25 protein-coding genes are annotated in these 23,302 nt (G+C 68.2%); 9 read left to right on the top strand and 16 right to left on the bottom strand.

The features are described 5' to 3' along the window. Nucleotides 1–12 precede the first annotated feature (12 nt). From yihA to DT074_RS10590, 7 genes are all read right to left on the bottom strand, one after another. Nucleotides 13–720, bottom strand: coding sequence for a ribosome biogenesis GTP-binding protein YihA/YsxC (yihA, locus tag DT074_RS10560; protein ID WP_119419810.1), 708 nt, complete (start codon nucleotides 718–720; stop codon nucleotides 13–15). Then, nucleotides 678–2,420, bottom strand: a complete 1,743-nt coding sequence (yidC, locus tag DT074_RS10565; protein ID WP_119419811.1) for a membrane protein insertase YidC — start codon at nucleotides 2,418–2,420, stop codon at nucleotides 678–680. Before yidC ends, yihA begins: the two co-directional genes overlap by 43 nt. Then, entirely contained in the window at nucleotides 2,417–2,716 is a 300-nt protein-coding gene (gene yidD / locus DT074_RS10570; protein WP_119419812.1) for a membrane protein insertion efficiency factor YidD, read from the bottom strand. The genes yidC and yidD overlap by 4 nt, the downstream gene beginning before the upstream one ends. Nucleotides 2,717–2,726: 10 nt before the next feature. Beyond that, the gene (rnpA, locus tag DT074_RS10575) at nucleotides 2,727–3,086 is read right to left on the bottom strand and encodes a ribonuclease P protein component (RefSeq protein ID WP_119419813.1); all 360 of its coding nucleotides are present in this window, start codon (nucleotides 3,084–3,086) and stop codon (nucleotides 2,727–2,729) included. A 5-nt stretch (nucleotides 3,087–3,091) separates the two neighbouring features. Then, nucleotides 3,092–3,226 carry a 50S ribosomal protein L34 gene (gene rpmH / locus DT074_RS10580; RefSeq protein WP_119419814.1) on the bottom strand — a complete coding sequence of 45 codons (135 nt, stop codon included), beginning with the start codon at nucleotides 3,224–3,226 and terminating at the stop codon, nucleotides 3,092–3,094. 294 nt (nucleotides 3,227–3,520) lie between these two features. After that, on the bottom strand, nucleotides 3,521–4,048 hold the full coding sequence (locus tag DT074_RS10585; RefSeq protein WP_119419815.1) for a hypothetical protein: 528 nt from the start codon (nucleotides 4,046–4,048) through the stop codon (nucleotides 3,521–3,523). A gap of 217 nt (nucleotides 4,049–4,265) precedes the next feature. Beyond that, the gene (locus tag DT074_RS10590) at nucleotides 4,266–4,703 is read right to left on the bottom strand and encodes a low affinity iron permease family protein (protein WP_119419868.1); all 438 of its coding nucleotides are present in this window, start codon (nucleotides 4,701–4,703) and stop codon (nucleotides 4,266–4,268) included. A gap of 210 nt (nucleotides 4,704–4,913) precedes the next feature. Between DT074_RS10590 and DT074_RS10595 the strand changes: the two genes are divergently transcribed. The 3 genes from DT074_RS10595 to DT074_RS10605 all read left to right on the top strand — a co-directional run bounded on the left by DT074_RS10595 (nucleotide 4,914) and on the right by DT074_RS10605 (nucleotide 7,348). Continuing rightward, complete coding sequence (locus DT074_RS10595; protein ID WP_119419816.1) at nucleotides 4,914–5,504, top strand: CHRD domain-containing protein; 591 nt, start codon at nucleotides 4,914–4,916, stop codon at nucleotides 5,502–5,504. Nucleotides 5,505–5,583: 79 nt separating this feature from the next. Continuing rightward, nucleotides 5,584–6,345 (top strand): SDR family oxidoreductase, encoded by a 762-nt coding sequence (locus DT074_RS10600; protein ID WP_119419817.1) that lies wholly within the window; start codon nucleotides 5,584–5,586, stop codon nucleotides 6,343–6,345. Between the two features lie 100 nt (nucleotides 6,346–6,445). After that, nucleotides 6,446–7,348, top strand: a complete 903-nt coding sequence (locus tag DT074_RS10605) for a TauD/TfdA dioxygenase family protein (RefSeq protein ID WP_119419818.1) — start codon at nucleotides 6,446–6,448, stop codon at nucleotides 7,346–7,348. A gap of 6 nt (nucleotides 7,349–7,354) precedes the next feature. On the opposite strand, the gene DT074_RS10610 is transcribed toward DT074_RS10605, so the two are convergent. The 4 genes from DT074_RS10610 to DT074_RS10625 form a co-directional block, all read right to left on the bottom strand. Beyond that, nucleotides 7,355–7,876 carry a protoglobin domain-containing protein gene (locus tag DT074_RS10610; RefSeq protein WP_119419819.1) on the bottom strand — a complete coding sequence of 174 codons (522 nt, stop codon included), beginning with the start codon at nucleotides 7,874–7,876 and terminating at the stop codon, nucleotides 7,355–7,357. A 74-nt stretch (nucleotides 7,877–7,950) separates the two neighbouring features. Then, a complete protein-coding gene (locus DT074_RS10615; RefSeq protein WP_119419820.1) occupies nucleotides 7,951–8,703 on the bottom strand; it encodes an SDR family NAD(P)-dependent oxidoreductase in 753 nt (250 codons plus the stop codon). Beyond that, on the bottom strand, nucleotides 8,700–9,158 hold the full coding sequence (locus tag DT074_RS10620) for a YaiI/YqxD family protein (protein ID WP_119419821.1): 459 nt from the start codon (nucleotides 9,156–9,158) through the stop codon (nucleotides 8,700–8,702). Before DT074_RS10620 ends, DT074_RS10615 begins: the two co-directional genes overlap by 4 nt. Further along, nucleotides 9,158–10,765 carry a serine hydrolase domain-containing protein gene (locus DT074_RS10625; protein WP_119419822.1) on the bottom strand — a complete coding sequence of 536 codons (1,608 nt, stop codon included), beginning with the start codon at nucleotides 10,763–10,765 and terminating at the stop codon, nucleotides 9,158–9,160. The genes DT074_RS10620 and DT074_RS10625 overlap by 1 nt, the downstream gene beginning before the upstream one ends. A gap of 75 nt (nucleotides 10,766–10,840) precedes the next feature. On the opposite strand from DT074_RS10625, the gene DT074_RS10630 reads away from it, so the two are divergent. From DT074_RS10630 to DT074_RS10640, 3 genes are all read left to right on the top strand, one after another. Further along, nucleotides 10,841–11,701: a TauD/TfdA dioxygenase family protein gene (locus DT074_RS10630; RefSeq protein ID WP_119419823.1), complete on the top strand. Its 861-nt coding sequence runs from the start codon at nucleotides 10,841–10,843 to the stop codon at nucleotides 11,699–11,701. A 70-nt stretch (nucleotides 11,702–11,771) separates the two neighbouring features. Beyond that, nucleotides 11,772–12,830 carry an acyltransferase family protein gene (locus DT074_RS10635; protein WP_119419824.1) on the top strand — a complete coding sequence of 353 codons (1,059 nt, stop codon included), beginning with the start codon at nucleotides 11,772–11,774 and terminating at the stop codon, nucleotides 12,828–12,830. Between the two features lie 80 nt (nucleotides 12,831–12,910). Continuing rightward, complete coding sequence (locus DT074_RS10640; RefSeq protein WP_119419825.1) at nucleotides 12,911–14,107, top strand: LLM class flavin-dependent oxidoreductase; 1,197 nt, start codon at nucleotides 12,911–12,913, stop codon at nucleotides 14,105–14,107. Nucleotides 14,108–14,399: 292 nt separating this feature from the next. On the opposite strand, the gene DT074_RS10645 is transcribed toward DT074_RS10640, so the two are convergent. Next, on the bottom strand, nucleotides 14,400–16,598 hold the full coding sequence (locus tag DT074_RS10645) for an FAD-dependent oxidoreductase (protein WP_119419826.1): 2,199 nt from the start codon (nucleotides 16,596–16,598) through the stop codon (nucleotides 14,400–14,402). A gap of 142 nt (nucleotides 16,599–16,740) precedes the next feature. Then, on the bottom strand, nucleotides 16,741–17,109 hold the full coding sequence (locus DT074_RS10650; protein WP_119419827.1) for a DUF2794 domain-containing protein: 369 nt from the start codon (nucleotides 17,107–17,109) through the stop codon (nucleotides 16,741–16,743). Between the two features lie 110 nt (nucleotides 17,110–17,219). Here DT074_RS10650 and DT074_RS10655 point away from each other — a divergent pair, with 110 nt between their 5' ends. Both DT074_RS10655 and DT074_RS10660 read left to right on the top strand, forming a co-directional pair. Next, a complete protein-coding gene (locus tag DT074_RS10655; protein ID WP_162914802.1) occupies nucleotides 17,220–18,500 on the top strand; it encodes a tetratricopeptide repeat protein in 1,281 nt (426 codons plus the stop codon). Further along, on the top strand, nucleotides 18,497–19,663 hold the full coding sequence (locus DT074_RS10660; RefSeq protein ID WP_119419829.1) for a tetratricopeptide repeat protein: 1,167 nt from the start codon (nucleotides 18,497–18,499) through the stop codon (nucleotides 19,661–19,663). Before DT074_RS10655 ends, DT074_RS10660 begins: the two co-directional genes overlap by 4 nt. Before the next feature lie 94 nt (nucleotides 19,664–19,757). Here DT074_RS10660 and DT074_RS10665 read toward each other — a convergent pair whose 3' ends face one another. The 3 genes from DT074_RS10665 to DT074_RS10675 all read right to left on the bottom strand — a co-directional run bounded on the left by DT074_RS10665 (nucleotide 19,758) and on the right by DT074_RS10675 (nucleotide 21,678). After that, nucleotides 19,758–20,867 (bottom strand): LLM class flavin-dependent oxidoreductase, encoded by a 1,110-nt coding sequence (locus DT074_RS10665; protein WP_119419830.1) that lies wholly within the window; start codon nucleotides 20,865–20,867, stop codon nucleotides 19,758–19,760. Between the two features lie 116 nt (nucleotides 20,868–20,983). Further along, nucleotides 20,984–21,385 carry a metallopeptidase family protein gene (locus DT074_RS10670; RefSeq protein ID WP_119419831.1) on the bottom strand — a complete coding sequence of 134 codons (402 nt, stop codon included), beginning with the start codon at nucleotides 21,383–21,385 and terminating at the stop codon, nucleotides 20,984–20,986. Further along, entirely contained in the window at nucleotides 21,382–21,678 is a 297-nt protein-coding gene (locus tag DT074_RS10675) for a 4a-hydroxytetrahydrobiopterin dehydratase (protein ID WP_119419832.1), read from the bottom strand. Before DT074_RS10675 ends, DT074_RS10670 begins: the two co-directional genes overlap by 4 nt. 164 nt (nucleotides 21,679–21,842) lie before the next feature. Between DT074_RS10675 and DT074_RS10680 the strand changes: the two genes are divergently transcribed. Then, on the top strand, nucleotides 21,843–23,273 hold the full coding sequence (locus DT074_RS10680) for a sodium:proton antiporter (protein WP_438503677.1): 1,431 nt from the start codon (nucleotides 21,843–21,845) through the stop codon (nucleotides 23,271–23,273). The last annotated feature ends 29 nt before the right edge of the window (nucleotides 23,274–23,302 follow it).

Below are 23,302 nucleotides of genomic sequence, written 5' to 3' on the forward strand. Positions count from 1 at the left end.
CTTATAGAGCAATCAGGCTTGAGCCGCCACCATAGCGGGCGCGGCGAGTTCGGCCAGCACGGCGCGCAGGGCCGGAATGCCGGCCCCTGTCTCCGACGAGGTAACGGCGATATCCGGATGCCCGGCGACATGCTTGCGCGTCTCGGCGACCGTCGCGGCAAGCACGGCCTCGAGCGCGGCCGGCTTCACCTTGTCGGCCTTGGTCAGCACGACCTGAAAGACGACCGCGGCCTGGTCGAGCAGCTTCATCACCTCGCGGTCGACATCCTTGACGCCGTGCCGCGCGTCGACCAGCACGAGCACGCGGCGGATCGGCGCGCGCCCGCGCAGGAAGGCGCGCACCAGGCGGTTCCAGGCCTCGACCTTGTCCTTCGGCGCCTTGGCATAGCCATAGCCCGGCAGGTCGACCAGGATCAGCCGGCCGCCGAGATCGAAGAAGTTGAGCTGCTGCGTGCGGCCCGGCGTGTCGGAGGTGCGGGCCAGCATGTGGCGCCCGGTCAGGGCGTTGACCAGGCTCGACTTGCCCACGTTGGAACGGCCGACGAAAGCGACCTCCGGCAGGTCGTCGGGCGGCAGCGCGTCCAGCCGCGTGGCGCCGAAGATGAAGCGGCATTCCTGCGCGAACAGCTTGCGGCCGGCCTCAATGGCCCCCGCCGAGATATCCGCGGCCGTCTCCGTCACGTCGTCTTCGGCTGCGGGATGCGGCGCATGATCGTCCATTGCTGGGCGATCGACAGCAGGTTGTTCCAGGTCCAATAGATGACCAGGCCCGCCGCGAAGCTGCCGAGCAGGAAGGTGAAGAAGATCGGCATCAGCATGAACATCTTGGCCTGCACGGGGTCGGCCGGCTGCGGGTTCAGCTTCTGCTGCAGGAACATCGAGATGCCCATCAGGATCGGCCACACGCCGAGCGAGAAGAAGTAGAGCGGCCCGAGATTGGGCACGTCGTAGGGCAGCAGGCCGAACAGGTTGATCCAGCTGGTCGGATCGGGTGCCGAGAGATCCTTGATCCAGCCGTAGAACGGCGCGTGCCGCATCTCGATGGTGGTGAAGATCACCTTGTAGAGCGCGAAGAAGACCGGGATCTGCACCACGATCGGCAGGCAGCCCGCCGCCGGGTTGACCTTGTGCTTCTTGTACAGCGCCATCATCTCCTGGTTGATGCGCTGGGTGTCGTCCTTGTAGCGCTCGCGCAGCTTCATCAGCTCGGGCTGCAGGATCTTCATCTTGCTCATCGCCTTGTACGAGGTCTGGGCGAGCGGGAAGAAGATCAGCTTGATGACGACGGTGAGGGCGAGGATGGCGAGGCCGAAATTGCCGAGCACGCCGTTCAGCCAGTGCATCGCCTGGAAGATCGGCTTGGTCAGCCAGTAGAACCAGCCCCAGTCGATGGCACGGTCAAAGCGGTCGATGCCGAGCTTCTCGGCATAGGCGTCGATCGTGTAGGTCTCCTTGGCGCCGGCGAACAGGCGCACCACGCTCTCGGTGCTTGCGCCCGGCGCCACTTCGCGGGTCTGTGCCAGGATGTCCGACTGGTAGATGTCTTTCTTGGCGCCGCCGGCGAAATGCTTGAACGAAGCTGTCACTTCGGCATCTTGCGGCGGCACCAGCGCGGCCAGCCAGTAATCGTCCGTGATGCCGATCCAGCCGCCGGTGCTCTTCACCGCCTTCTCGCGCGCCTCGGCGATGTCGGAATAGCTCGGCTCCTGCAGCGAGCCGCCGATCACGCCGATCGGCCCCTCGTGCAGGATGTAGAAGCCACGTGTCACCGGCGTGCCGTGGCGCGAGACCAGCGCATAGGGCGTCACCGCGATCGGCGCCGCGCCCTTGTTCTCGACGCTCTGGGTGATGGTGAACATGTAGTTGTCGTCGAGCGCGATGGTGCGCTTGAACACCTGTCCTTCCCCGTTGTCCCAGCTGAGCGTGACCCTGTCGCCCGACGTGAGCTTTTGCTTGTCGGCGGTCCATACCGTGTCGGGTCCCGGCGTCTTCAGGCCGTTCGTCTGGGCGATGCCGGCCTCGGCGTAATAGGGATGCTCGGTGCCCGGCGGCGAGAACAGGGTGATGTTGGCGCTCTTCTTGTCGACGGTGACGTGATAGTCCTTCAGCACCACGTCATCGATCCGCGCGCCCTTCAGGTTGATCGAGCCGGCGACGCGCTTGCCGTCGATCGCGACGCGCGGGCTTTCGGCCAGCACGGCGGCGCGTTCGCGCACCGTGATCACGGGCGCGATCGGCGCGCCCGGCACGGTTCCCGGGACCTGCGCCGGGGCGGCCTGTTGGCCCGGCGCGGTGGTCTCCCCGGCCTTCTGTGCCTCGGGCGGCGGCTTTTGCGGTGCCGAGGGCACGAAGTACTGGAAGCCCAGCAGGATGGCGATGCTGAGCGCGATGGCGAGGACGAGGTTTCTCTGATCGGTCATCGGGCAGGGTCGCAGGAGATCTTGGCCCTCGTCCGGCGCGCGGAAGAAGGTGTGAAGGAAAAAGTCTCGGGGACAGGGTCGAAGCCCGATCCGCCCCAAGGATGGCAGCGGCAGAGCCGCCGGGCGGCCAGCGCGCCGCCGCCGAGCGCGCCGTGGCGCGTCACCGCCTCCAGCGCGTATTCGCTGCAACTGGGCGCAAAGCGACAGTTGACGCCAAGAATCGGCGAGACGAACCAGCGATAGGCCTGGATCAGGCCTCGCAGGAAGAGGACGGCGGCTCGGGCGAGCAGGTTCATCGAATGCTACCTAGCGCCCTTCGGCCAAGGCGCCCAGCCGGCCGAGCGCCTTGCGGAAGTCTTCCACCAGCGCGGCCCACGGCAGATCCGCCGTCGCCTCGCGCGCGATCACCACATAATCGCGGCCCGCCGCCGCCTGCGCCGGCATGACCAGCGCCGCCGCGGCCTTGAGCCGCCGGCGCGCCCGGTTGCGCCGTACCGCGTTGCCGACCCGCTTGCTGGCGGTGAAGCCGATGCGCGGCGCGGCCTCGGGCCCCAGCTCGCTCGGCGCGGCCTGCAGGATCAGGCCGGGCATCGCCGCCCGCCGCCGTGCCGCCGCCACGCGGAGATATTCCGCGCGCCGGACCAGGCGTCCGACGCGGCCGGGCATCGGATTCAGGCCGAGAGGCGCTTGCGCCCGCGGGCGCGGCGCGCCGCGATGACCTTGCGGCCGCCCGCGGTCGCCATGCGCGCGCGGAACCCATGGCGGCGCTTCCGCACAAGGCGGCTCGGCTGATAGGTGCGTTTCACGGCGGTAACTCCGAGGTGGCGGCGCCATAGTTCGCGCCGCGGACAGGGCCGCGCTTATAGGCAGGCAGGGGCCGGCCGTCAACCAAGCCGCAAGCCGAAACGGAGGCCCGGGAGCGGTTGGGAATCCGTGCGGGTTCCAGCAGCTAAGTAATTGATTTTGAAGGAGGTGGAGCCCGGAATTCAAGCCGGCTCCGCACCGTTTGGCGCCGGATTCCGCCAGGTCGCCGCCAGCTTTGGCCAGATTTGCCGGTCGAGTTGCCAGTTCGAGACCAATTCCGGCCAATGGGGAGCACATCAACTGCCATCCGGCTTCGGATTGCGCGTCCCGGTTTCGGCCGGCACGGCGCTGGCGAGCAGCGCCTCCAGGCCGGACCAGCGGCGCCGGCCATGGGCGACGCCGCCGCCGAGATGGGTCAGGCCGGTATCGAAATTGGAGGGCGCGTTCGGCCGGCAATCCGGGCCCCATCCCGGGGCGGTACTCCATCGGGCGGTATCGAGGCCGAGATTGCCGCGCGCCAGCTGTTCGGCGAACCAGGCCAAGAGGCGCGGATTGCCTTCGGCCAGCGCCCGGGCCAGCGCCTCCGGCAGGCCGGTCTGCAGCGCCGCCATGCGCCGGCGGGCCATTTCCATCAGGGCGCTCTGCTCTTCGTAGATCCAGCGGCGGAAGCGCGCCGACCGCACCAGGTTGCGCCGGATGCGATAGGGTTCGATCTGGAGCTCGCGCGCAATCTCGTTGATTCCCTTGCCGGAGGCCAGCTCCGCCGCCACTTCGCGCCAGCGCACCCGTCGGCGCCAGAACGCTTGCTGCTCGGCATCGGTCATTTCGTCCAACGGCTTGAGGGGAACGTCCCGAGACGATGTCGGCTGGGGAATGGTACGGCGGGCGGGCACGGCGGGTTGTGACCCGAATGCGGCGGGCTTCTCATGCATGACGGATTTCCCAAATAGTTTGCTCTATGAGAGAATATATGACTTTGCGCCAAATGGCAATAGAACCTGTAGCCGCCGTGACAAGGCCCGATGCCGCCGGGAGGCGGCGCTAGCGGGTCCGGATGCTGCGCGACAGGCGCGCCAGAGTCTCCTGCGGCGGGCCGCGCCGCGCGCCTTCGCGCGCTTCCGCCCGCTCGGCATCCGCCTCGCACTGGCGGCGCACCGCCTCGACCTCCTCCTCGTCCATGTGCTCCAGGCCGACGAAGAAGTTGCGCGCCTCCGCGGTGGTACGGATCAGCTCGTCGAGCTTGGCCTGCAGGGCGGCGCCGTCGCGGTTCTGCGTGTTCTGGATCAGGAACACCATCAGGAAGGTGACGATGGTGGTCGAGGTGTTGATGACCAGCTGCCAGGTATCGGAGAAGCCGAATAGCGGCCCGCTCACCGCCCACAGGACGACGAGCAGGCAACAGATGGCGAAAGTGACCGGTTTGCCGGCTGCGCGCGCGATGGCGGCGGCGAAGCGGGTGAAGGTCGTGCTGATCGACATCGCAAGTTCCACCGGCGGGCGCCGCTGCCCGGAGCCGCTGTTCAACGCCCAGTGGCCAAGCGCGGTTCCGCGAAGCGCGATGTCAGGAAAACATACAAGCGCGCCGAAGCGCGCTCGAACGCGGGAATAGAGATCAACGACTTGGCGTTGTTACCCTGATTCTTGCATGCCGATTCTTCAAGCAGAGGACAACAGCGGAGGGCCGCAACGATGAAACTCGCCATGGCATGCGTGCTCACTGGTTTCCTCCTGGCAAGCCTGCCGCGGGCGGAAGCGGCGCCGATTGCCTTCACCGCCGTTCTGGGTCCTGAAAACGAAGTTCCGGCGGTCCTCGGCAGTTCCGGTACCGGCGACGCGCTGGTGGAACTGGACGTGGTTGCGCACACGATGCGGGTGGTTGCCACCTTCAGCGGCCTGACAGGCACCGTCACTGTCGCGCATATCCACGCGCCGGGATTGCCGGGGGTAAATGCTGGGGTCACGACCCAGCTGCCGACCTTCGTCGGGTTCCCGGCCGGCGTCACGTCCGGCAGCTACGACATGACCTTCGACACGACGATGGCCTCGACATGGAATGCCGCCTTCATCACCGCCAACGGCGGCACGCCGCTCGGCGCGGAGGCGGCGCTTCTGACCCATCTTCTGGCGGGAGCCGCCTACTTCAACGTCCACACCAGCTTTGTCGGCAGCGGCGAGATCCGCGGCAATTTCAGTGCCGTGCCGGAGCCGGCGAGCGGCCTCCTGTTGCTTGGTCTCGGGCTCGCGGCGATCGTCCTCTATCCCGATCGCTCCCGTCGCTAAGACCTCGGCGGTTCGCAAGCTGGCGGTGCCCGGCTAAGTTCCGCGTCGTGACGATCGGATCGACGCGGGGTGCGGTGGCATGGTCAAGTTGCAGGGACAGATCGCGCTGGTGACCGGCGCCAGCCGGGGCATCGGTCAGGCCGCCGCGGAAGCCTTGGCGCAAGCCGGTGCCGCGGTCATGCTGGCCGCGCGCGACGGCGCGCTGGCGGCGAAAGTGGCGGACGGCATCGCGGCGGCTGGCGGCAGGGCCGCGGGCCTCGCCGGCGACGTGTCGGACTTCGCGTCGGTCACCCGCCTCGTCGCGGCGACGCGCGAGCGCTTCGGCGGGCTCGACATCCTGGTCAACAATGCCGGGGTGATTCAGCCGATCGGGCCAGTCTGGGAAGCCGATCCGCAGGACTGGGCCCGCAACATCGACATCAACCTGACCGGCGCCTTCCACGGCGTGCGCGCCGTGCTGCCGGCAATGGTTGCGGCGGGCGGCGGCACCATCATCAACGTCTCCTCCGGCGCGGCGCACCGGCCGCTCGAAGGCTGGAGCGCCTATTGCTCGGCCAAGGCCGGGCTCGCGATGCTGACCCGGTCGATCGCGCAGGAAACGAAAGGGCGCGGCATCCGCATCTTCGGCTTCTCGCCCGGCACGGTGGATACCGAGATGCAGGTCAAGATCCGCGCTTCCGGTATCAACCCGGTCAGCAAGATCCCGCGCGGCGACCTGCAGCCGGTGGACCGGCCCGCTCGGGCGGTGGTCTACCTCTGCACCGCCGCGGCGGACGACCTGATCGGCGAGGAGGCCTCGATGCGCGACGAGGCATTTGTGAAGCGCCTTGCGCTCGGTTGACCGCGCTGCGACACCGGGTGCACTCGCGACGACGGGCGCCCCGCCTTAGGCTGACGCGGATGCCGCAGGCCAACCAAGAACAGTTTGGGGAAGAACGCCGATGGTTACCGTGACACCCATCCATGCCGATTTCGTCGCCGAGATCGGCGGGGTGGACATCTCGCGCCCGCTCGCCCCCGCCGAATGGCAGGCGGTCGAACAGGCCTTCGATCGCTATGCCGTACTGGTATTCCACGGCCAGAAACTGACGGAAGCACAGCAACTCGCCTTCGCCGAGCGTTTCGGGCCGCTCGAGCGCTCGATCGGCACCTATGTCTATGGCGTCGGCAAGCGGCGCCGCCTCGAGCGGCCGGAGCTGTCCGACATCTCCAATCTCGACGAGGACGGCGCCGTCATCGCACGTGACGACGAGCGGCGGCTGATCAACATCTCGAACCAGCTCTGGCACACCGACAGCTCGTTCAAGAAGACGCCCGCCAAGATGTCGATGCTGTCGGCACAGGAGGTCCCGCCGGAGGGCGGCGAAACCGAGTTTGCCGACATGCGAGCCGTCTGGGATGCGCTGCCGGCGGCGCGCCAGCGCGCCCTGGAAGGCCTGGTCGCCGAGCATGACTATTACTATTCGCGCAGCCTCACCGGCTTCGATGCCTCGACGATCCCGCCGGAGCGCCGCGCGCTGACCCCGCCGGTGCCGCAGGTTCTGGTGCGCACCCACCCGGTGACGGGGCGCAAGTCGCTCTACCTGGCGGCGCATATCAAGCGCATCTACGGCATGGACGAGGTCGCGAGCCGGGCCTTGATCGACGAGCTGATGGCTTTGGCGACCGAGCCGCGCTTCGTGCATCAGCACAAGTGGAAAGCCGACGATGTGGTGATGTGGGACAACCGCTGCACCATGCATCGCGGCCGGCCTTTCGACGAGCGGTCCCGCCGCTCGATGCGGCGGGCGACGGTGAGCGATATCGGGCCGACCGTCGCCGCGGATTGGCGACCGCCGGCCTGATCGGCCTCAGCCGCTCAGCACCTCGACCTTGTCTTCCGGCGCCGACGCGACGGCGCGCCAATGCTCGCGGGTATAGGCGGAAAGCGCGAGGTCCATGTCGAGCGTGACCAGCCGGGTGATGGCGGCGAGCAGCGGCGGCACCTCGATGCCCGTGATCGTCGCCGAGGCAAGGCGGATCAGCTCGCAATGGAAGAAGTTGTAGCCGGCGAGGTAGAGATAAGGCGGCACACGCCGCGCATAATGCACCTCGCCGATATGCAACGCGCCGCGGACATACTCGGCGTCGAACCGGCAGGAGAACAGCCGCAGCCAGTGCTGCTTCTGGCGCTCGCTCAGGCGAGAGACGTTCTGCGGGTCGCCGAACAGGCGGCGCGCCTCGGCGAAGGAATACATGTGGTCGTAGAAATGTGCGACGATGCGATCGACATGCGCCTCGAATACCGGAAGGAAGCGCTTCGCGTCCATGCGCGCGCTCATGTCGATGCCGAGCAGCCTGAGCCTGCCCTCGATATTCGGCACTTTCTCCACCGCGTCGTCTCCCAGCCGGCCGGATGGGGCGATCGTGTCGGGAGCGGGTTACCGTGCGGTTATCGGCGATACCGTCAGGTGAGGTAGGCGCCGCCGTTGACGTGGATGGTCTGACCCGTGGTGTAGGCGCCTTCCGGCCCGGCGAGCATCCGCACCATGGCGGCGATCTCGTCGACCGTGCCCTTGCGGCGCAGCGGGATCGTCTGATCGGTGATGGTGCCGGGCGCGGCGCCGGCGGAGGCGCCGCGCGCCGTGTCGATGGCGCCGGGCGCGATGCAGTTGCAGGTGATCCGGTGCGGCGCCAGCTCGATCGCCAGCGCCCGCATCAGGCCTTCGAGGCCGGCCTTGGAGGCCGAGACATGCGCGCGGTTCGGCGTGCCGACATGGTTGGAGATGCCGGAGAGCGCGACGATGGCGCCGCCGCCGCGGCGGATCAGATGCGGCACCGCCGCCTGGGCGAGATGGAAGGCGCCGTCGAGCGCGACCGAGAGAATCTCGCGCCATTCCGCGGCGCTGATATCGAGGAAGGGCGTCTGTCGGCGCAGCCCGGCATTGGACACCACGATGTCGAGCCCGCCCATCTGGCCGGCCGCCGCCTCCACCATCTGCGCCGTGGCGCGCGGGTCGGAGACATCGGCGATATGCGCGGTGGCGCGGCCGCCGGCGGCGACGATCTCGGTTGCCACCGCCTCGATGGCGGCGCGGTCGCTGCGGCCGTTGACGATGACGGCGGCGCCGTCGCGGGCCAATGCGAGTGCGATGGCGCGGCCGATATTCTTGCCCGCGCCGGTGACCAGCGCGACCTTGCCTTGCAGCGGCTTCGTCATGTGGCGCCTCCCTGTCTTCGGCTTGCCTGCACCGCCGCGTCCAGCGCGTTGAGGAAGCGCGAGCGGTCCTGCTTGGCGAACGGCCTGCCGCCGCCGGTAATGGTGCCGGTCTCGCGCAACGAGGTCATCAGGTTGCGCGTCGCCAGCGCGGCGCCGATCGTCGCCTCGGTATAGACCCGGCCATCGGGCGCGATCGCGCGGGCACCGCGCTTCACGCAGCGGTCGGCGAGTGGAATATCGGCCGTGACGGCGATGTCGCCGGCCGCGATGTGCTCGGCGATCCAATCATCGGCGCGGTCGAGCCCGCCTTCCACGATGACGTTGCGCAAGCCCGGCTCCGCCGGCACCCGCACGCCGCCATTGGAGACGACGTGCACGGTCAGCGCATAGCGCCGCGCCACGCGGTAGACCTCCTCCTTCACCGGGCAGGCATCGGCATCGATATAGATTTCCATCACGTGGCGACGCGTTCGAAGCGCAGGTTCTTGATCCGGCTGCTGGAGACCGTGAGCGCGACCGCTTTGCCGACGCGGTCGCGCTCCAGCCGCGCGACGGCCTCGAAGGGCAGCCATGACGTGGTGATCTCGATTTCGATCGCGTCGCCGGCGATGCCGTGAGCCATCCCGCCGGGGCCGCCGGCGCGCAGCGGGCCGGCGATGTCGATCCGCATGCCGCCGGATGCCGGGGCGAAGGTCCAGGTGACCCCGCTATCGGCCGAGACATAGGTGCCGGCCAGCCCATCCGGCAAGGGCGTGCGCGCGGCCACGCGACGGCAGCGCGCGATCCGGCCGGCGCCGAGATCGATGTCGAGCTGGTCCCTGCCGGCGGGGCGCAAGGCCATCTCATAGGCACCGCGATCGGCGGCAAACCATCCGTCGGCGGCGGGGACCAGTGCGAAGGGCACGCCGTTCCGAGTCACCACGGGCTCGCCATCCTTCCAGGCAAGATCGAACAGGACCAGCTCGCCATCGTTGAACCAGGTGCCGGCAATGCCCTCGACAACGGACTTGTCGGCCGGCGGCAGAGCCGGCGCCAGGCGCTCGTCGCCCTGCAGCGCCTCGACGGCCGCGGCGCGTGCCAGGCGATAGGGATCGAGGCTGCCGAGATTGGCGATCACGATGACGGTGAGATCGGTCTCGGCGATGCGCAGGAACTCGGTGCGATAGCCGGGCCAGAGCCCGCCATGACCGAGCGTGGCGAGACCGCGCAGGGTTCCATGCTCCACACCGCGGGCATAGGGATTGGCGGTGCCGCCGTTCAGCGGGGCCCGGTCGGCGAGTCGCTTTGGCAGGTCGGCTGGTGAGAGCCGCGGCCGGTCGTAATGGCGCGACCAGATCAGCAGGTCCTCGATATTGGAGACGAGGCCGCCCTCGCCCGCCAGCGGAAATCCGTGCATGGCGCGGCGAAAGCCCTGCGCCGCGTCGCCGAGATAACCGATGGCGAGGTCCGCCACTACCTGGTCGACGGTCGGCGTGAGCTCGGTCGCGCTCATGCCGAGCGGCCGGAAGAGGCGCCGCGCCAGCACCTCGGGCAGCGGCGCATCCTCGATCTGCTCGATGATGCGGCCGAGCAGCAGGAAGTTGGTGTTGGAATAGAGGAAGCGCGATCCCGGCTCGAAGTTGAGATGGCGCGAGCGGGCGACTACGGCGTCGATATCGGCCGGCCGCAGCGGATGGTCGAGGCCGATTCCGCCGAGCCGGCAGAGCTCCAGGAAATCCGGCAGGCCGCTGCAATTGCGCATCATCTGGTCGATGCTGACCGGCAACTCGGGCAGTTCGCGCAGATAGCGCGAGGGCCGTGCGCCAAGGTCGAGCCGGCCTTCCGCCACCAGCATCAGCGCGGCGGAGACGACGAACTGCTTGGTCACCGAGGCGATGCGGAACCGCGTCCGCGGCCCGATCGGCACGCCGTGCTCGATGCTGGCGAGGCCGTAGCCGGCGAGATGCAGCACCTCGCCGCCCTGCGCCACGGCGACCACCGCGCCCGGCGATCCGGGCGTCGCCCAGCGGGCGAACAGGGCGTCGATACGTTTGTTAAGGCTGATCTGGTCGAGGCGGTTCATCGGCTTGAGGCTCGAGGTTGTCGGACGCCGCGGCGGCGTGGCACTCTAGCGGCAGGAGAATTCAGGAGGAAACCTATGGCTGGCCAATACAGCCGCATCGGGGTGAAGCCGATCGCCGGCGCGCTCGGCGCCGAGATCGAGGGGGTCGATCTCGCCAGGCCGCTCGACAACCAGATCTTCTCGGAGGTGCACCAGGCCTTCCTCGACCATCAGGTAATCTTCTTCCGCGACCAGCGGATCACGCCGGAGCAGCAGCTCGCCTTCGCGCGCCGCTTCGGCACGCTCAACGTGCATCCCTATGCGCCCTCGCTCGAGGGCTATCCGGAGGTTCTCCGCATCTTCAAGGAGAAGGAGGACCGGGTGAATTTCGGCGGCGGCTGGCATTCCGACCTGACCTTCCTGGAGAAGCCGCCGCTCGGCTCCATCCTCTATGCCCGCGAGGTGCCGCCCCACGGCGGCGACACCATGTGGACCAACATGTACCTCGCCTACGAGACGCTGTCCGACGGCCTGAAGAAGATTCTCGACGGCCTGAAGGCGGTGCATTCGGCCAACAAGCAATACGGCATCGATGGCAGCGAGGCGGCGCGCAACAACGAGAAGCGCAGCATGAAGCCGAACGTGTCGGAGAGCGCCAAGGCCGAGCTCGCTCAGCCGGTGGTGCGCACGCATCCCGAGACCGGGCGCAAGGCCCTGTTCGTCAACGGCGCCTTCACCGACCGGTTCGAGGGCTGGACCAAGGAGGAGAGCCGGCCACTCCTGAGCTTCCTCTACAAGCACGCCGTCAAGCCGGAATTCACCTGCCGGTTCCGCTGGGCCAAGGACAGCCTCGCGTTCTGGGACAACCGCTGCACCCAGCACTACGCGCTGAACGACTATCACGGCTACCGCCGCGAAATGCACCGCGTGACGGTGGACGGCGACCGGGTGTTCTGACCGGCGCCACATTTTCGTCACCTCGGTCCGACAGAAGGGACTTGTGAGGCGCTGATTGGATGGCGCCCGTATGCCCGTTTCTCCGCCCCGTCGTCTGGCCCATATCGAGACCATTCGCGGTCTCGCCTGCATTCTGCTGGTCGCCTATCACGTGGTCGGCAATTCGCCGGAGAAGGGCCTGCGCCTGCCGGACGACCACGTCCTGGCGATCCTGAACGGCATCCTCGACACGGTGCGGATGCCGCTCTTCTCCCTGATCTCGGGCTTTGTGCTGCAGGCCTTCATCCGCGATCTCGGCGGCTTGCGCGAGGCGGTGGAGAAGAAAGCGCGCCGCCTCTTGCTGCCGCTCATCTTCGTCGCCGCCCTGCACTACGCGATGCAGACCGCGGTCTATGGCGGCAATGCCTATCCGTTCTGGATGATCTACCTCTACCCCTATGAGCATTTCTGGTTCCTGCAGGCGACCTTCCTGCTGATGTGCTTCGTCTTCGCGATGAGCCTCATCGCGGGATCCGATTTCCGCTACACCGTCTTCGTCCTGTTCGGCGCCGCGCTGGCTCTCTTCGTGATGGACGCGCAGTTCGGCCACGACATCTTCTCGGTCAGCCGCGCCTTCTATCTCGCGCCGTTCCTCCTGCTCGGCCTGATCGCGCGCATCCACCGGCTGGACGAGCGACTGAACGAAATGCCGCGGGCGCGGCTCGCCATCGCGCTCTTCTGCTTCGCCGTCGTGCTGCCGGTGCTCGCCGTGCAGGTGGCGTGGCCGGAGCCCTGGCTGCGCGAGGCCTTCGGCCGGCAGACGCCGCTCGGCCTGATCGTGGCACTTGCCACCTGCGCCGGCCTGTTCTGCCTGCGCTGGGAAAGCCGCCTGCTCGCCTGGATCGGGCCGCGCTCCTACACGATCTTCCTGTTCCACGTCTTCTTCACGGCGGGCACGCGCATCGCGGTGACGCGCCTCCTCGGCCCGGTCTCGGAATGGGTGCTGTTTCCGCTCGGCCTCGCGGCCGGCATCCTCGGGCCGATCCTGCTCGACCGGCTGATCCTGCTCTCGCCCTGGACGAGCCTCGCCTTGCTCGGCCTGCCACCGCGCCGCACGGCGCCGGCCTTGGCCGGGCAGCCATCACGCTGATGATGATGGCGGGCGGGGCTTTGCCGCCCGTTGAATTGCGGTGATGATGGCCCCGAGGGAACGAGCGAAGGGGCCCGCCGATGAAGTTCGGGATCTTCTATGAGCTGCAGCTGCCGCGCCCCTGGGGGCCGGACAGCGAATGGCAGCTCTACAACAACGCGCTGGGCCAGCTCGAGCTCGCCGACCGCCTCGGCTACGACTATGCCTGGGAGGTCGAGCACCACTTCCTCGAGGAGTATTCGCACTCGCCGGCGCCGGAAGTCTTTCTCGGCGCCGCCAGCCAGCGGACCAAGAACATCCGCCTCGGCCACGGCATCATGCAGCTGACGACCGCCCATCCGTCCCGCGTCGTCGAGCGCATCGCGGTGCTCGACCTGCTCTCCAACGGCCGGGTCGAGTTCGGCATGGGCGAGAGCGCGTCGATCACCGAGCTCGAGCCCTACAACGTGACCATGGAAGGCAAGCGCGCGCATTTCGAGGATGCGGTGCGTTGCCTGACGCCGATGTTCAACGACGGCGGCTGCGAGTATCACGGCACGCATTTCGATTTTCCGCTCCGCAACGTCTTGCCGAAATCGCGGCAGAAGCCGCATCCGCCGATGTGGGTCGCCTGCTCGCAGCTCGAGACCATCGCCTATGCCGGGCGCTGCGGCTTCGGCGCGCTCGGCTTCCAGTTCGTCAGCGCCGATGCGGCGCATGCCTGGGTGCATGCCTATTACAACAACTTCACCCGGCACCAGCAGAAGCTGGCCGCCTACCAGGCCAATCCGAACATGGCGCTGGTCAGCATGTTCATGTGCTGCCGCACCGACGAGGAGGCGCGCATCAAGGCCGACGGCGCCACCTTCTTCCAGTTCTGCCTGCGCTTCTATGGCGCGAGCTCCGGCCGCCAGCGGCCGGCGCCCGGCACGGTGAACATGTGGGACGAGTACGAGAAGTGGAAGCGCGAGAACCCGGACGCGGCCGAGAAGGCGATGTCCGGCGGCCTGATCGGCTCGCCCGAGACCTTGCGCAAGAAGCTCCGCAAGTTCGAGAGCTCGCATATCGACCAGGTCATCCTGCTCAACCAGGCCGGCCGCAACACGCACCAGGACATCTGCGACAGCCTGGAGCTGTTCGCGCAAGAGGTGATGCCCGAATTCCACGCCAACATCCCCGCGCAGGACGAATGGAAGCGCCAGGTGCTGGCCGGCGACATCCAACTCGAGGAGCTCGCGACCGACGGCTACCAGATGCGCTTCGGCGAGAAGGCGGTGGCGCTCAAGGCGGTGGGGTAACCCTCGCCCGCATCGCGGGAGAGGGTGGTCGCGAAGCGACCGGGTGAGGGTTTCCTATCCGCTCGCGCGACGCTGGTGTGGGCAACGCAAGTTTTGAACTCGAACCCTCATCCCCGGCCCTTCTCCCGCGGTACGGGAGAAGGGAACGAAAAAAAGCCCCCGCGCCGTGAGGCGCGGGGGTGAGTGGAGGGGGCTGCTTCAGGGGAAGTGCGTCCAAGGGGAAGAGACGCGGACCGCCGCCCTCCATCACTGCCGCGCGAGAGCCAGAGCGGCAGCGATCTCGTGAAACCTGCTACGGCCCGCCGGTGATCAGGCGCGTGCCGCGGCGATAGGTGACATAGGCCCAGGCCCAGTCGAGTATCACGCCGATGCGGTTCCGCGTGCCGGCGAGGAACGCCACATGGACCAGGCCCCAGAACCACCAGGCGAGCATGCCGGAGAGCTTCACTGGCCCGAGCTGGGCGATCGCCGCCTTGCGGCCGATCGTCGCCATGCTGCCCACATGGCGGTAGCGGAACGGCGTTGACGCCGCGCGGCCCTCGATGCGGGCGCGGATCACGCGCGCCGCGTATTCGCCGCCCTGCTTCGCCGCCGGGGCGAGGCCGGGCACCGACTCGCCGTTGGGCCCGGTCACGGCCGCCGTGTCGCCGATCGCGAACACCTCCGGGTGATCCTTGATCGTCAGGTCGGCGCCGACGATGACGCGGCCGGCCTTGTCGGCGATCGTGCCGAGCCACTTGGCGGCCGGCGAGGCCATCACGCCGGCCGACCACAGCACGGTGCCGGCGTCGATGCGCTCGCCGTTCACCGTGACGCCGCGCGCGTCGATCTCCTTGACACGGCCGTTGAGCCGCACCTCGACGCCGAGCGCCTCGAGCTGGGCCAGCGCCTTGGCCGAGAGATCCTCGCCGAAGGCCGGCAGCACGCGGCCGCCCGACTGCACCAGGATGACGCGGGCCTGGCGCGGATCGAAATTGCGGAAGTCGCGGTCCATGCCGAAGCGCGCCAGTTCGACGATGGCGCCGGCCAGCTCGACGCCGGTCGGTCCGGCGCCGACCAGGACGAAGGTGAGCAGGCGGCGGCGCTCGGCCGGATCTTCGGTCGCCTCGGCGGCTTCGAAGGCGGCGAGGATGCGGCCGCGGATCGCCGTCGCGTCGTCGATCTTCTTCAGGCCCGGCGCGAGATCAGCCCAGTCGTCGCGGCCGAAATAGCTGTGCCGCGCGCCGGTGGCGAGCACGAGGTAGTCGTAAGCCACGCGCTTCTCGCCGAGCACGACTTCGCGCGCTTCCGTGTCGATGCCGGTGACGCGGCCCATCAGCACCCGCGTGTTGCGCTGCTCACGCAGCAACTCGCGGATCGGTACCGCGATATCGGCGGGCGACAGGCTCGCCGTCGCCACCTGATAGAGCAGCGGCTGGAACAGGTGGTAGTTGCGGCGGTCGATCACCGTGACGTTGGCGGCGACACGCCGCAATGCCTTGGCGCAGGCGAGGCCGCCGAAGCCGGCGCCGACGATGACCACCTTGGGCGCGAGGTCGAGCGGGAAGAGCGGCTGGCCGTCCAGCCCGGCGAAGAAGCGGCCGGCGAAGCGGTGGATCAGCGCGTCGATGGAGAGCGCGCCGGGCCCGCGCAATGCGATCTGCGCCAGCAGCATGATCCAGAAGAAATGCTCCGCCTTGTCGAGATAGGTGAACTGGATGACCAGGGTCATCACGATCAGCGGCAGCGCGGCGAAGCGCGAGGCGAAGCCGATGGCGAGCAGCACCGGGCAGGCAAGCTCCGCCGCGGTGCCGAGCCAGGCCGCCAGCTCCGGCGGCAAGAGCGGCACCTGGTACTCGTCCTCGAACAGCGCGACGGTGGTTTCCCAGCTCGCAATCTTGGTCAGCCCGGAGGCGAAGAAGATCTCCGCCATCCACAGCCGGATGAAGAGCTGGTAGAGCGGCCCGCCATAGGTCGTGACCAAGCCGACCAGGCGCTTGGCCACTCCGGCTAGCGGCAGCGCCAGCCGCTCCAGATGCGGCGCGATCAGCGCGTCGAGCGAGAGCCGGCCCGGCCCCTTGACCACGAACCAGCCGAGCAGGATGGCCCAGAACAGATGCTCCGGCAGCTCCTTGTAGGCGAACTGGATGACCAGCGAGAGCACGAGGAGCGGGATGGCGGCAAGCCGCGTCGCCAGGCCGACCGCCAGCAGCACCGGCGCGATCAGCTCGATCGCCGCGCCGGTATAGGCGGCGCTCACCGGATCCATCCAGCCGACCGGGTATTCGCTGCGCGCGAGCTCCAGCGCGTTGTCCCAGTTGGCAACCTTGAGGATGCCGGAGATCCAGAACATCTGCGCGAGCCCGATCCGGATCACGAGATCGAGCACGGGGCCGAGCCCGCGATCGGCGAAGCGGAACAGGTCGCGCAACAGGCTCGCGGCCTCGATCAGACGCGAGCGGGCGGCGACGCGGCGCGCGACGATCGGCACCGCCTGGGTCTCTGCGTTCATGGCGGGTTCCCCCGGGTCTCGGATGCGGCGCAGCTTCCGCCGATCCGTTCACCCGGAGAAATGCCGATGCCCTATGGCTTCGATAGATGGAGGTATCGATGTGAGAGCCCCCGTCCGGGGAGCTCTCACATCGCGCAGTCGATCAAACGACTTGCAGCCGCAGCCGGTCGAAGAAGCCGAGGCATTGGGCGAGCGACTTGCCGCGCTTCAGCACCCGGCCGCCCAGGCCGACGACGGCATAGGCGCCCTGCTTTCTGGCCAGCTTCGGCGCCTTGACGATGCGGTAGAGCGGCTGGTCGGCGGCGCGCCGGAACACCGCGAAGCAGCAGCTTTCCTGGTCGCGGCCGATGGCATAGTCGCGCCACTCGCCGCGCGCCACCATGAAGGAATAGAGGTTGAGGATGAGGTCGAGCTCGCGCCTCTCGAAGAACACATCCGGCGCCCGGGCCGGCCGCTGCGGGGCGGCCGACCGGGCGCCGCGCCACTCTTCGATGTCGACGATATCGCTCATCGCGCCTCCTCAAGGTAACCTGTCTGTCACGTGAATTGAACGCCTCCGGACGGGGGCTCGTCAACCGGCCACGGGGGCTGAAAGCTGGTATGCGGCAGGACTGGCGGGGATTGCCGGTAACCACAGGGCGCGCGGAAACGGTCGAGGCGATCGATCGTTTCACCGCGGAATTCCTGGGCTACGGCCAGGAGGCCGGGGTGATCGTGCCGGCCGCATCGGCGGATCCCGGTTGCGCCCTGGCGCAGACGCTCGCCGGTGCCTTGCATCTGTTCCTGGAGAATGCCGAGGCGCCCCGGCTCGCCGCGCCGTTCCTGGCGGCGGCCGAGTCGGGGGCGGCGGATGTGACGGCGCGCGAGCGGGAACATCTCGCCGCGGCTAGGGCCTGGGCGGCGGGCGACACGGCGACGGCGGCCGAGCGCTACGCGGCCGTCGCCCGCGCGCATCCGCGCGACCTGCTCGCCGCCAAGTTCGCGCAGTACCACTTCTTCAATCTCGGCCGCCTGGACGAGCATCTCGCGGTGGCCGAGATTGCGGCGGCGGCGAACGGCGATGTCGCCTGGTCGCACGGCATGCTGGCCTTCGGGCTGGAGCAATGCCATCGGCTGCCCGAGGCGGAGCGGGCCGGCCGCCGCGCCGTCGAGATGATGGCCGACGAGCCCTGGGCGCATCACGCGGTCGCGCATGTGATGGAGACGCAGGGACGGCTGGACGAGGGCATCGCCTGGCTCGAAGGCTTCGCGCCGCTCTGGCAGCGCTGCAATTCCTTCATGCTGACGCACAATTGGTGGCACCTCGCGCTCTTCCGCATCGATCGCGAGGAGCCGGGCGCGGCGCTCGACATCTACGATCGCCATGTCTGGGGCGTGTGGAAGCAATACAGCCAGGACCAGGTGAACGCCGCGAGCCTGCTCTGGCGGCTCGAGCTCCGCGGCGCCGATGTGGGCGAGCGCTGGCGCGACCTTGCCGATCATGTCGAGGCGCGCGGGGCGGAGCATGTCGAGCCGTTCCTCGACCTGCACTATGTCTATGCGCTGGCGCGCGGGGAACGGCGCGAGGCGTTCGCGACATTCATGGAGTCACTCCGCCGGTATGCCGTCGCGGCGCCGCCGCGCTGGCGCGAGGTGGCGCTGCCGGCGGCGGAAGGCGTGGTGGCGCATGCGCAAGGCGATATGCGCGGCGCCTTCGCCAAGCTCGATCCGCTCGCCGCGCGCTGGGGCGAGATCGGCGGCAGCCATGCCCAGCGCGATCTCTTCGTTCAGACCTGGCTCGACGCGGCCCTGCGTTCCGGGCAGGGGAATGCGGTGCGCCGCGTGCTGGAAGCGCGCGCTGCCGCGCGGCCCGCCATATCCGTCCATCGCCGGCAGCTTGCCGAGGGAAGCCTTAGATCATGAAGCTGCGTTTCCTGCTGGTCGTCGTTCTCGCGCTGGGTCTGTTCACGCCCGCTTCCGGGCAGGAGGTGAGTCCCGAGCTGCAGGAGGCGGCCAAGCTGCACCAGGCCGGCAAGCTCGACCAGGCCTTGAAGATCTACAACAAGCTGCTGGCGGACGAGACCAAGCTCGAGCCGGATCAGCGCGCCGGCGCGCTGCTGATGCGTGGCCGCGCGCGCTACCAGAAGCGCGACCTCAAGGGCGCCGCCGCCGATTACGACGCCGCCATCGCGCTCGTGCCCGACAACGCGATCGCCTATCTCTCGCGCGCCGCCTTGCGGGCGGAGCTGCGGGATTTCCAGGGCGCGCTGCCGGATCTCGACCGCGTGCTGGCGGTGCGCTCCGACTTCCTGCCGGCCATCGTGGCGCGCGCGCGCGTGCTGGGCGAGCTGCGCCGCTTTGCCGATGCGGCGGAGACCTGGGGGCGCGTGGTGGCCCTGCATCCGAACGACGCGGTCGCGCTGCACCAGCGCGGCGCGTCCCACAGCGCCGCCGGCGACCGCGTGCAGGCCCTGCGCGATTTCGACGCGGCGCTCGGGCTGGCGGCCGACCGGCCGGAAGTGTTGCTCGACCGCGCCGCGCTGCGCGCCAGCGCCGGCGACTATGCCGAGGCGCTGGCCGATATCGAGCGCGCCAAGGCCCTGGTGCCGGCCGAGGCGGCACCGTTCCGGCTGCGCGGCCGGGTGCGGTTCGAGCAGGGCGACTACGCGGCCGCCGTCAGCGATCTGGTCGCTGCCGATGCCGCTGCGGCGCTGAAGGCAAGGCGCGATCCCTATCTGGCGCTGTGGCTGCACATGGCCCGTCTGCGCGCCGGCGCCGCCGAACCGGGCGACCTGCGCAAGCGCCTGGGCGATGCCGACCTTCGCGCCTGGCCGGGGCCGATCCTGCGCCATTTCCTGGGCGAGGCGAGCCCGGAATCCGTACTCGTGGCCGCCGAAGCCGCGCCCGCAGGCGCCGTGCGCAACGAGCAGCTTTGCGAGGCCTATTTCTATCTCGCCGAGGCGGAGCTTGCCGCCGGCCGGGTGGAAGCCGGCGAGGCCTTGCTGCGCAAGGCCGCCGCGACGGACGCGACCTGGCTGGTCGAATGGAACAGTGCCCAAGCCGAGCTGAAGCGGCTGGCGAAATAGAGTCCTTCTCACCGGGAAGAGCGCCAAGAACGCAAAGAAGGATGTCGGCTTCGCGTACCTTGGCGCTCGTCGTGTCCTTGGCGGTAAGTCCTTATTACTCCGCCGCTGCCCGCGCGGCTGCCTTCGGCTTGAGGTGCTTCACCTTGGGCAGAACCTCCTTCGACAGCAGCTCCAGCGAATGGCGCCAGGCGCCCGGTGTCTCCGAGTAGTCGAAGCCGAAGACGAGCAGCTGGCCGAAGCCGCCCACTTCGTCGTAGATGCCGGCGATCTTCTCGGCGACGGTCGCGGGCGAGCCGACGATCCAGTTGTGCCGGGCGCAGTATTCCGGCGTCACGTCGCTGTCGGGCACCGATTGGTCGTGCTTCAGGTATTCGAAGAAGCCGAATTGCTGCAGCAGCGGCAGGAAATATTCCCGCATCATCCGGCCCATATGCGAGCCGACGGAGAGCTTCATCGCCTCGGCATCGGTATCGGCGACGAACACCTCGCGCACCATGCGCCATTCGCCGCGATCGGGCGTGCGCCCGGTCCTGGCGGCGCCGATCTCGACCGATTCCCAATGGCTGCCGACATAGGCCGGGTTGAGGTTCAGGCTCATCGGGATGAAGCCGCGCTCGCCGGCGAGCTTCAAGGTGTCGGAGCCCTTGGAGAGGCCGGCGACGCCGATCGGCGGGTGCGGCGCCTGCAGCGGCTTGATGTGCGGCTTCAGGAAGCCAAACATCGTGTCCGGCTTGGTCACGTGCCAGAACTTGCCCTTGTAGTCGAACGGCTCGTTCGACGACCACAGCTTCAGGATGATGTCGAGCGCCTCGCGAGTCATGTCGCGGTTCACGCCCGACATGCCGTCGACATTGAACATCGCCCAATCGGAGGGCAGTCCGCTCGCGGCGACGCCGAAATTGAGCCGCCCGCCGGAGATGTGATCTAGCATGGCGACGCGGTTGGCGAGCTCCGCCGGGTGATGATAGGGCAAGAGGAAGCCGCCGGGACCGAGGCGGATGTTCTTGGTCTGCATCAGCGCCTGCGCGACCAGCAGGTCGGGCGAGGGATGCGGCTCCCACGGCGCGGTGTGGTGCTCGCCGATCCAGCATTCCTCGTAGCCCAGCTCGTCGAGCCAGCGGATCACCTGGAGATCCCATTCATGTCCCGCCTTCAACGGTCTCTCGGGCGGATGCGAGGGCATGGTGAAATAACCGAGCTTCATGGTTTCCTCCTGCGTGGCTGCCCGCCTCGGGCGTGGTGGCGCGATTGCACGCGCTCGTTCTTCTCGCCTGCGAAGGTTGGAACCGGGCGATGCGGGGAGTCAACCGGTAAAGGCCGCTACTCGGTCTCCGCCTCCAGCGCTTCCATGTCGTCGTCGGAGAAGCCAAAATGATGGCCGATCTCGTGGATCATCACGTGGCGCACCAGATGAGCCAGATCCTCGCCGGTCTCGCACCAGTAGTCGAGCAGCGGCCGGCGATACAGGAAAACCATGTCGGGCTCGGTGCCGGTGCGGGGATTGTCGCGCCCTTCGATACCGACGCCGCGGTAGAGGCCGAGCAGGTCGAACGGACTCTCAATCTCCATCTCGCGCTCGGTCTCCTCGTCGGGAAACTCCTCGACGCGCACCACCACGCCCTGGGTCAGCCTGCGGAGCGCCTCGGGGATGGTGGCGAGCGCATCCCGCGCCAGGCGCTCGATGTCTTCCAGGCTGGGGGCGAGAACGGGCGGCGAGCTCATGCGCCGCGGGCTGCCTTGTCGATGAAGCCGGCCAGGGTCACGTCCTTCTCGGTCACGCCGCCGGCATCGTGGGTCGAGAGCGTCACGTCCACCTTGTTGTAGACGTTGAACCATTCCGGGTGATGGTCGAGTTTCTCGGCCATCAGCGCCACGCGCGCCATGAATCCGAAAGCGGCGTTGAAATCCGCGAACCTGAAGCTCTTGGCGATGGCGTCGCGGCCCTGGACCTCGGCCCAACCGGGCAATCCCGCCAAGGCGGCCTGCCGCCCTTCGCCCGTCAGCCTGCTTGCCATGCCGGTCACTCCTGCTGCCGTCAGTGAATTAGCGCTGCCGGCCGGCGAAGTCACGTGCGCGGCGGGTTGCCGTTGCGCGCCCCGCTTTCTACAGTGCGCGCCCAACCACAAGATCCAAGCGCCCCCGCGGCGCGGCGGCTTCACGGGGAGCGCATAAATTGTCGATAAAGCAGCACCTGATTCCGACGATCCTCGGTCTGGCGCTCGGTTTCGCGGCTGTGCCGGCTTTCGCCGCGGCGGAGGGTGCCCCGCATCTCGACGGCGCGACGCTCGGCATCGTCTGGACGCTGCCCTTCGTCGGCATACTGCTCTCCATCGCCGTCATGCCGCTGGCGGCGGCGCATTTCTGGCATCACCATTACGGCAAGGCCGCGGCCGCCTGGGCGCTCGCCTTCGTTTTGCCCTTCGCGCTGATCTACGGCTTCGATCTCGCGCTGTACGAGGTGCTGCACACGCTGCTGCTGGAATACATCCCGTTCATCATCCTGCTGTTTGCGCTGTTCACGGTGGCGGGCGGCATCTATGTGCGCGGCAACCTGCACGGCTCGCCGGGCCTCAATACCGGCTTTCTCGCCGTCGGCACGGTGATCGCGAGCTGGACCGGGACGACCGGCGCCGCGATGCTGCTGATCCGGCCGCTGATGCGCGCGAACGACGCGCGGCGCCACAACGCGCATGTGGTGATCTTCTTCATCTTCCTGGTCGCCAATATCGGCGGCTCGCTGACGCCGCTCGGCGATCCGCCGCTCTTCCTCGGCTTCCTCAAGGGCGTCGATTTCTTCTGGCCCACCGTGCATCTCTTCCTGCCGATGCTGGTGGCCGGCAGCATCGTGCTGGCGATCTTTTATCTGCTCGACCGCTGGTACTACGCCAGGGAGGAGAACCTGCCGCCGCGGCCCGACCCGACGCCGGACAACCGCGTCGGCATCGAAGGCGGCATCAATATCCTGCTGCTCGGCGGCATCGTCGGCGCCGTGCTGCTCAGCGGCGCCTGGAAGCCCGGCATCGGCTTCGCCGTCTACCACGTGACGGTCGAGCTGCAGAACCTGGTGCGCGACCTGCTGCTGCTCGGCATCGCCGGCGCCTCGATGGTGCTGACGCGGCGCGACATCCGGGCCGCCAACGGTTTCACCTGGGGCCCGATCCTGGAAGTCGCCAAGCTGTTCGCGGGCATCTTCCTCACCATCATCCCGGCGATCGCCATCCTGAAGGCCGGGACCGGCGGCGCGCTCGGCCCGCTGGTCTCGCTGGTCAGCGGTCCGGGCGGCGAGCCGAACAACATCTGGTATTTCTGGCTGACCGGCACATTGTCGAGCTTCCTCGACAACGCGCCGACCTATCTCGTCTTCTTCAACATGGCCGGCGGCGATCCGCAGGCGCTGATGGGGCCGCTTGCCGCCACGCTTACGGCAATCTCCGCCGGCGCCGTGTTCATGGGCGCCAATACCTATATCGGCAACGCGCCAAACTTCATGGTCAAGGCCATCGCCGAGGAGAACGGCGTGAAAATGCCGTCCTTCTTCGGCTATATGGCCTGGTCGAGCGTGGTGTTGATTCCCGTCTTCGTGCTGGTCACGCTGATCTTCTTCGTCTGATCGCGCGGACAAGCGGAACCTTCGGAGCA

It is taken from the genome of Desertibaculum subflavum (assembly GCA_003576705.1).
Lineage (GTDB): Bacteria > Pseudomonadota > Alphaproteobacteria > Ferrovibrionales > Ferrovibrionaceae > Desertibaculum > Desertibaculum subflavum.

What these genes read in the sequence shown, in the direction of transcription:
- yihA (WP_119419810.1), bottom strand. Translation starts at nt 720, where the DNA reads ATGGACGATCATGCGCCGCATCCCGCAGCCGAAGACGACGTGACGGAG.
- yidC (WP_119419811.1), bottom strand. Translation starts at nt 2,420, where the DNA reads ATGACCGATCAGAGAAACCTCGTCCTCGCCATCGCGCTCAGCATCGCC.
- yidD (WP_119419812.1), bottom strand. Translation starts at nt 2,716, where the DNA reads ATGAACCTGCTCGCCCGAGCCGCCGTCCTCTTCCTGCGAGGCCTGATC.
- rnpA (WP_119419813.1), bottom strand. Translation starts at nt 3,086, where the DNA reads ATGCCCGGCCGCGTCGGACGCCTGGTCCGGCGCGCGGAATATCTCCGC.
- DT074_RS10585 (WP_119419815.1), bottom strand. Translation starts at nt 4,048, where the DNA reads ATGACCGATGCCGAGCAGCAAGCGTTCTGGCGCCGACGGGTGCGCTGG.
- DT074_RS10590 (WP_119419868.1), bottom strand. Translation starts at nt 4,703, where the DNA reads ATGTCGATCAGCACGACCTTCACCCGCTTCGCCGCCGCCATCGCGCGC.
- DT074_RS10595 (WP_119419816.1), top strand. Translation starts at nt 4,914, where the DNA reads ATGAAACTCGCCATGGCATGCGTGCTCACTGGTTTCCTCCTGGCAAGC.
- DT074_RS10600 (WP_119419817.1), top strand. Translation starts at nt 5,584, where the DNA reads ATGGTCAAGTTGCAGGGACAGATCGCGCTGGTGACCGGCGCCAGCCGG.
- DT074_RS10605 (WP_119419818.1), top strand. Translation starts at nt 6,446, where the DNA reads ATGGTTACCGTGACACCCATCCATGCCGATTTCGTCGCCGAGATCGGC.
- DT074_RS10615 (WP_119419820.1), bottom strand. Translation starts at nt 8,703, where the DNA reads ATGACGAAGCCGCTGCAAGGCAAGGTCGCGCTGGTCACCGGCGCGGGC.
- DT074_RS10620 (WP_119419821.1), bottom strand. Translation starts at nt 9,158, where the DNA reads ATGGAAATCTATATCGATGCCGATGCCTGCCCGGTGAAGGAGGAGGTC.
- DT074_RS10625 (WP_119419822.1), bottom strand. Translation starts at nt 10,765, where the DNA reads ATGAACCGCCTCGACCAGATCAGCCTTAACAAACGTATCGACGCCCTG.
- DT074_RS10630 (WP_119419823.1), top strand. Translation starts at nt 10,841, where the DNA reads ATGGCTGGCCAATACAGCCGCATCGGGGTGAAGCCGATCGCCGGCGCG.
- DT074_RS10635 (WP_119419824.1), top strand. Translation starts at nt 11,772, where the DNA reads ATGCCCGTTTCTCCGCCCCGTCGTCTGGCCCATATCGAGACCATTCGC.
- DT074_RS10640 (WP_119419825.1), top strand. Translation starts at nt 12,911, where the DNA reads ATGAAGTTCGGGATCTTCTATGAGCTGCAGCTGCCGCGCCCCTGGGGG.
- DT074_RS10645 (WP_119419826.1), bottom strand. Translation starts at nt 16,598, where the DNA reads ATGAACGCAGAGACCCAGGCGGTGCCGATCGTCGCGCGCCGCGTCGCC.
- DT074_RS10650 (WP_119419827.1), bottom strand. Translation starts at nt 17,109, where the DNA reads ATGAGCGATATCGTCGACATCGAAGAGTGGCGCGGCGCCCGGTCGGCC.
- DT074_RS10660 (WP_119419829.1), top strand. Translation starts at nt 18,497, where the DNA reads ATGAAGCTGCGTTTCCTGCTGGTCGTCGTTCTCGCGCTGGGTCTGTTC.
- DT074_RS10665 (WP_119419830.1), bottom strand. Translation starts at nt 20,867, where the DNA reads ATGAAGCTCGGTTATTTCACCATGCCCTCGCATCCGCCCGAGAGACCG.
- DT074_RS10670 (WP_119419831.1), bottom strand. Translation starts at nt 21,385, where the DNA reads ATGAGCTCGCCGCCCGTTCTCGCCCCCAGCCTGGAAGACATCGAGCGC.
- DT074_RS10675 (WP_119419832.1), bottom strand. Translation starts at nt 21,678, where the DNA reads ATGGCAAGCAGGCTGACGGGCGAAGGGCGGCAGGCCGCCTTGGCGGGA.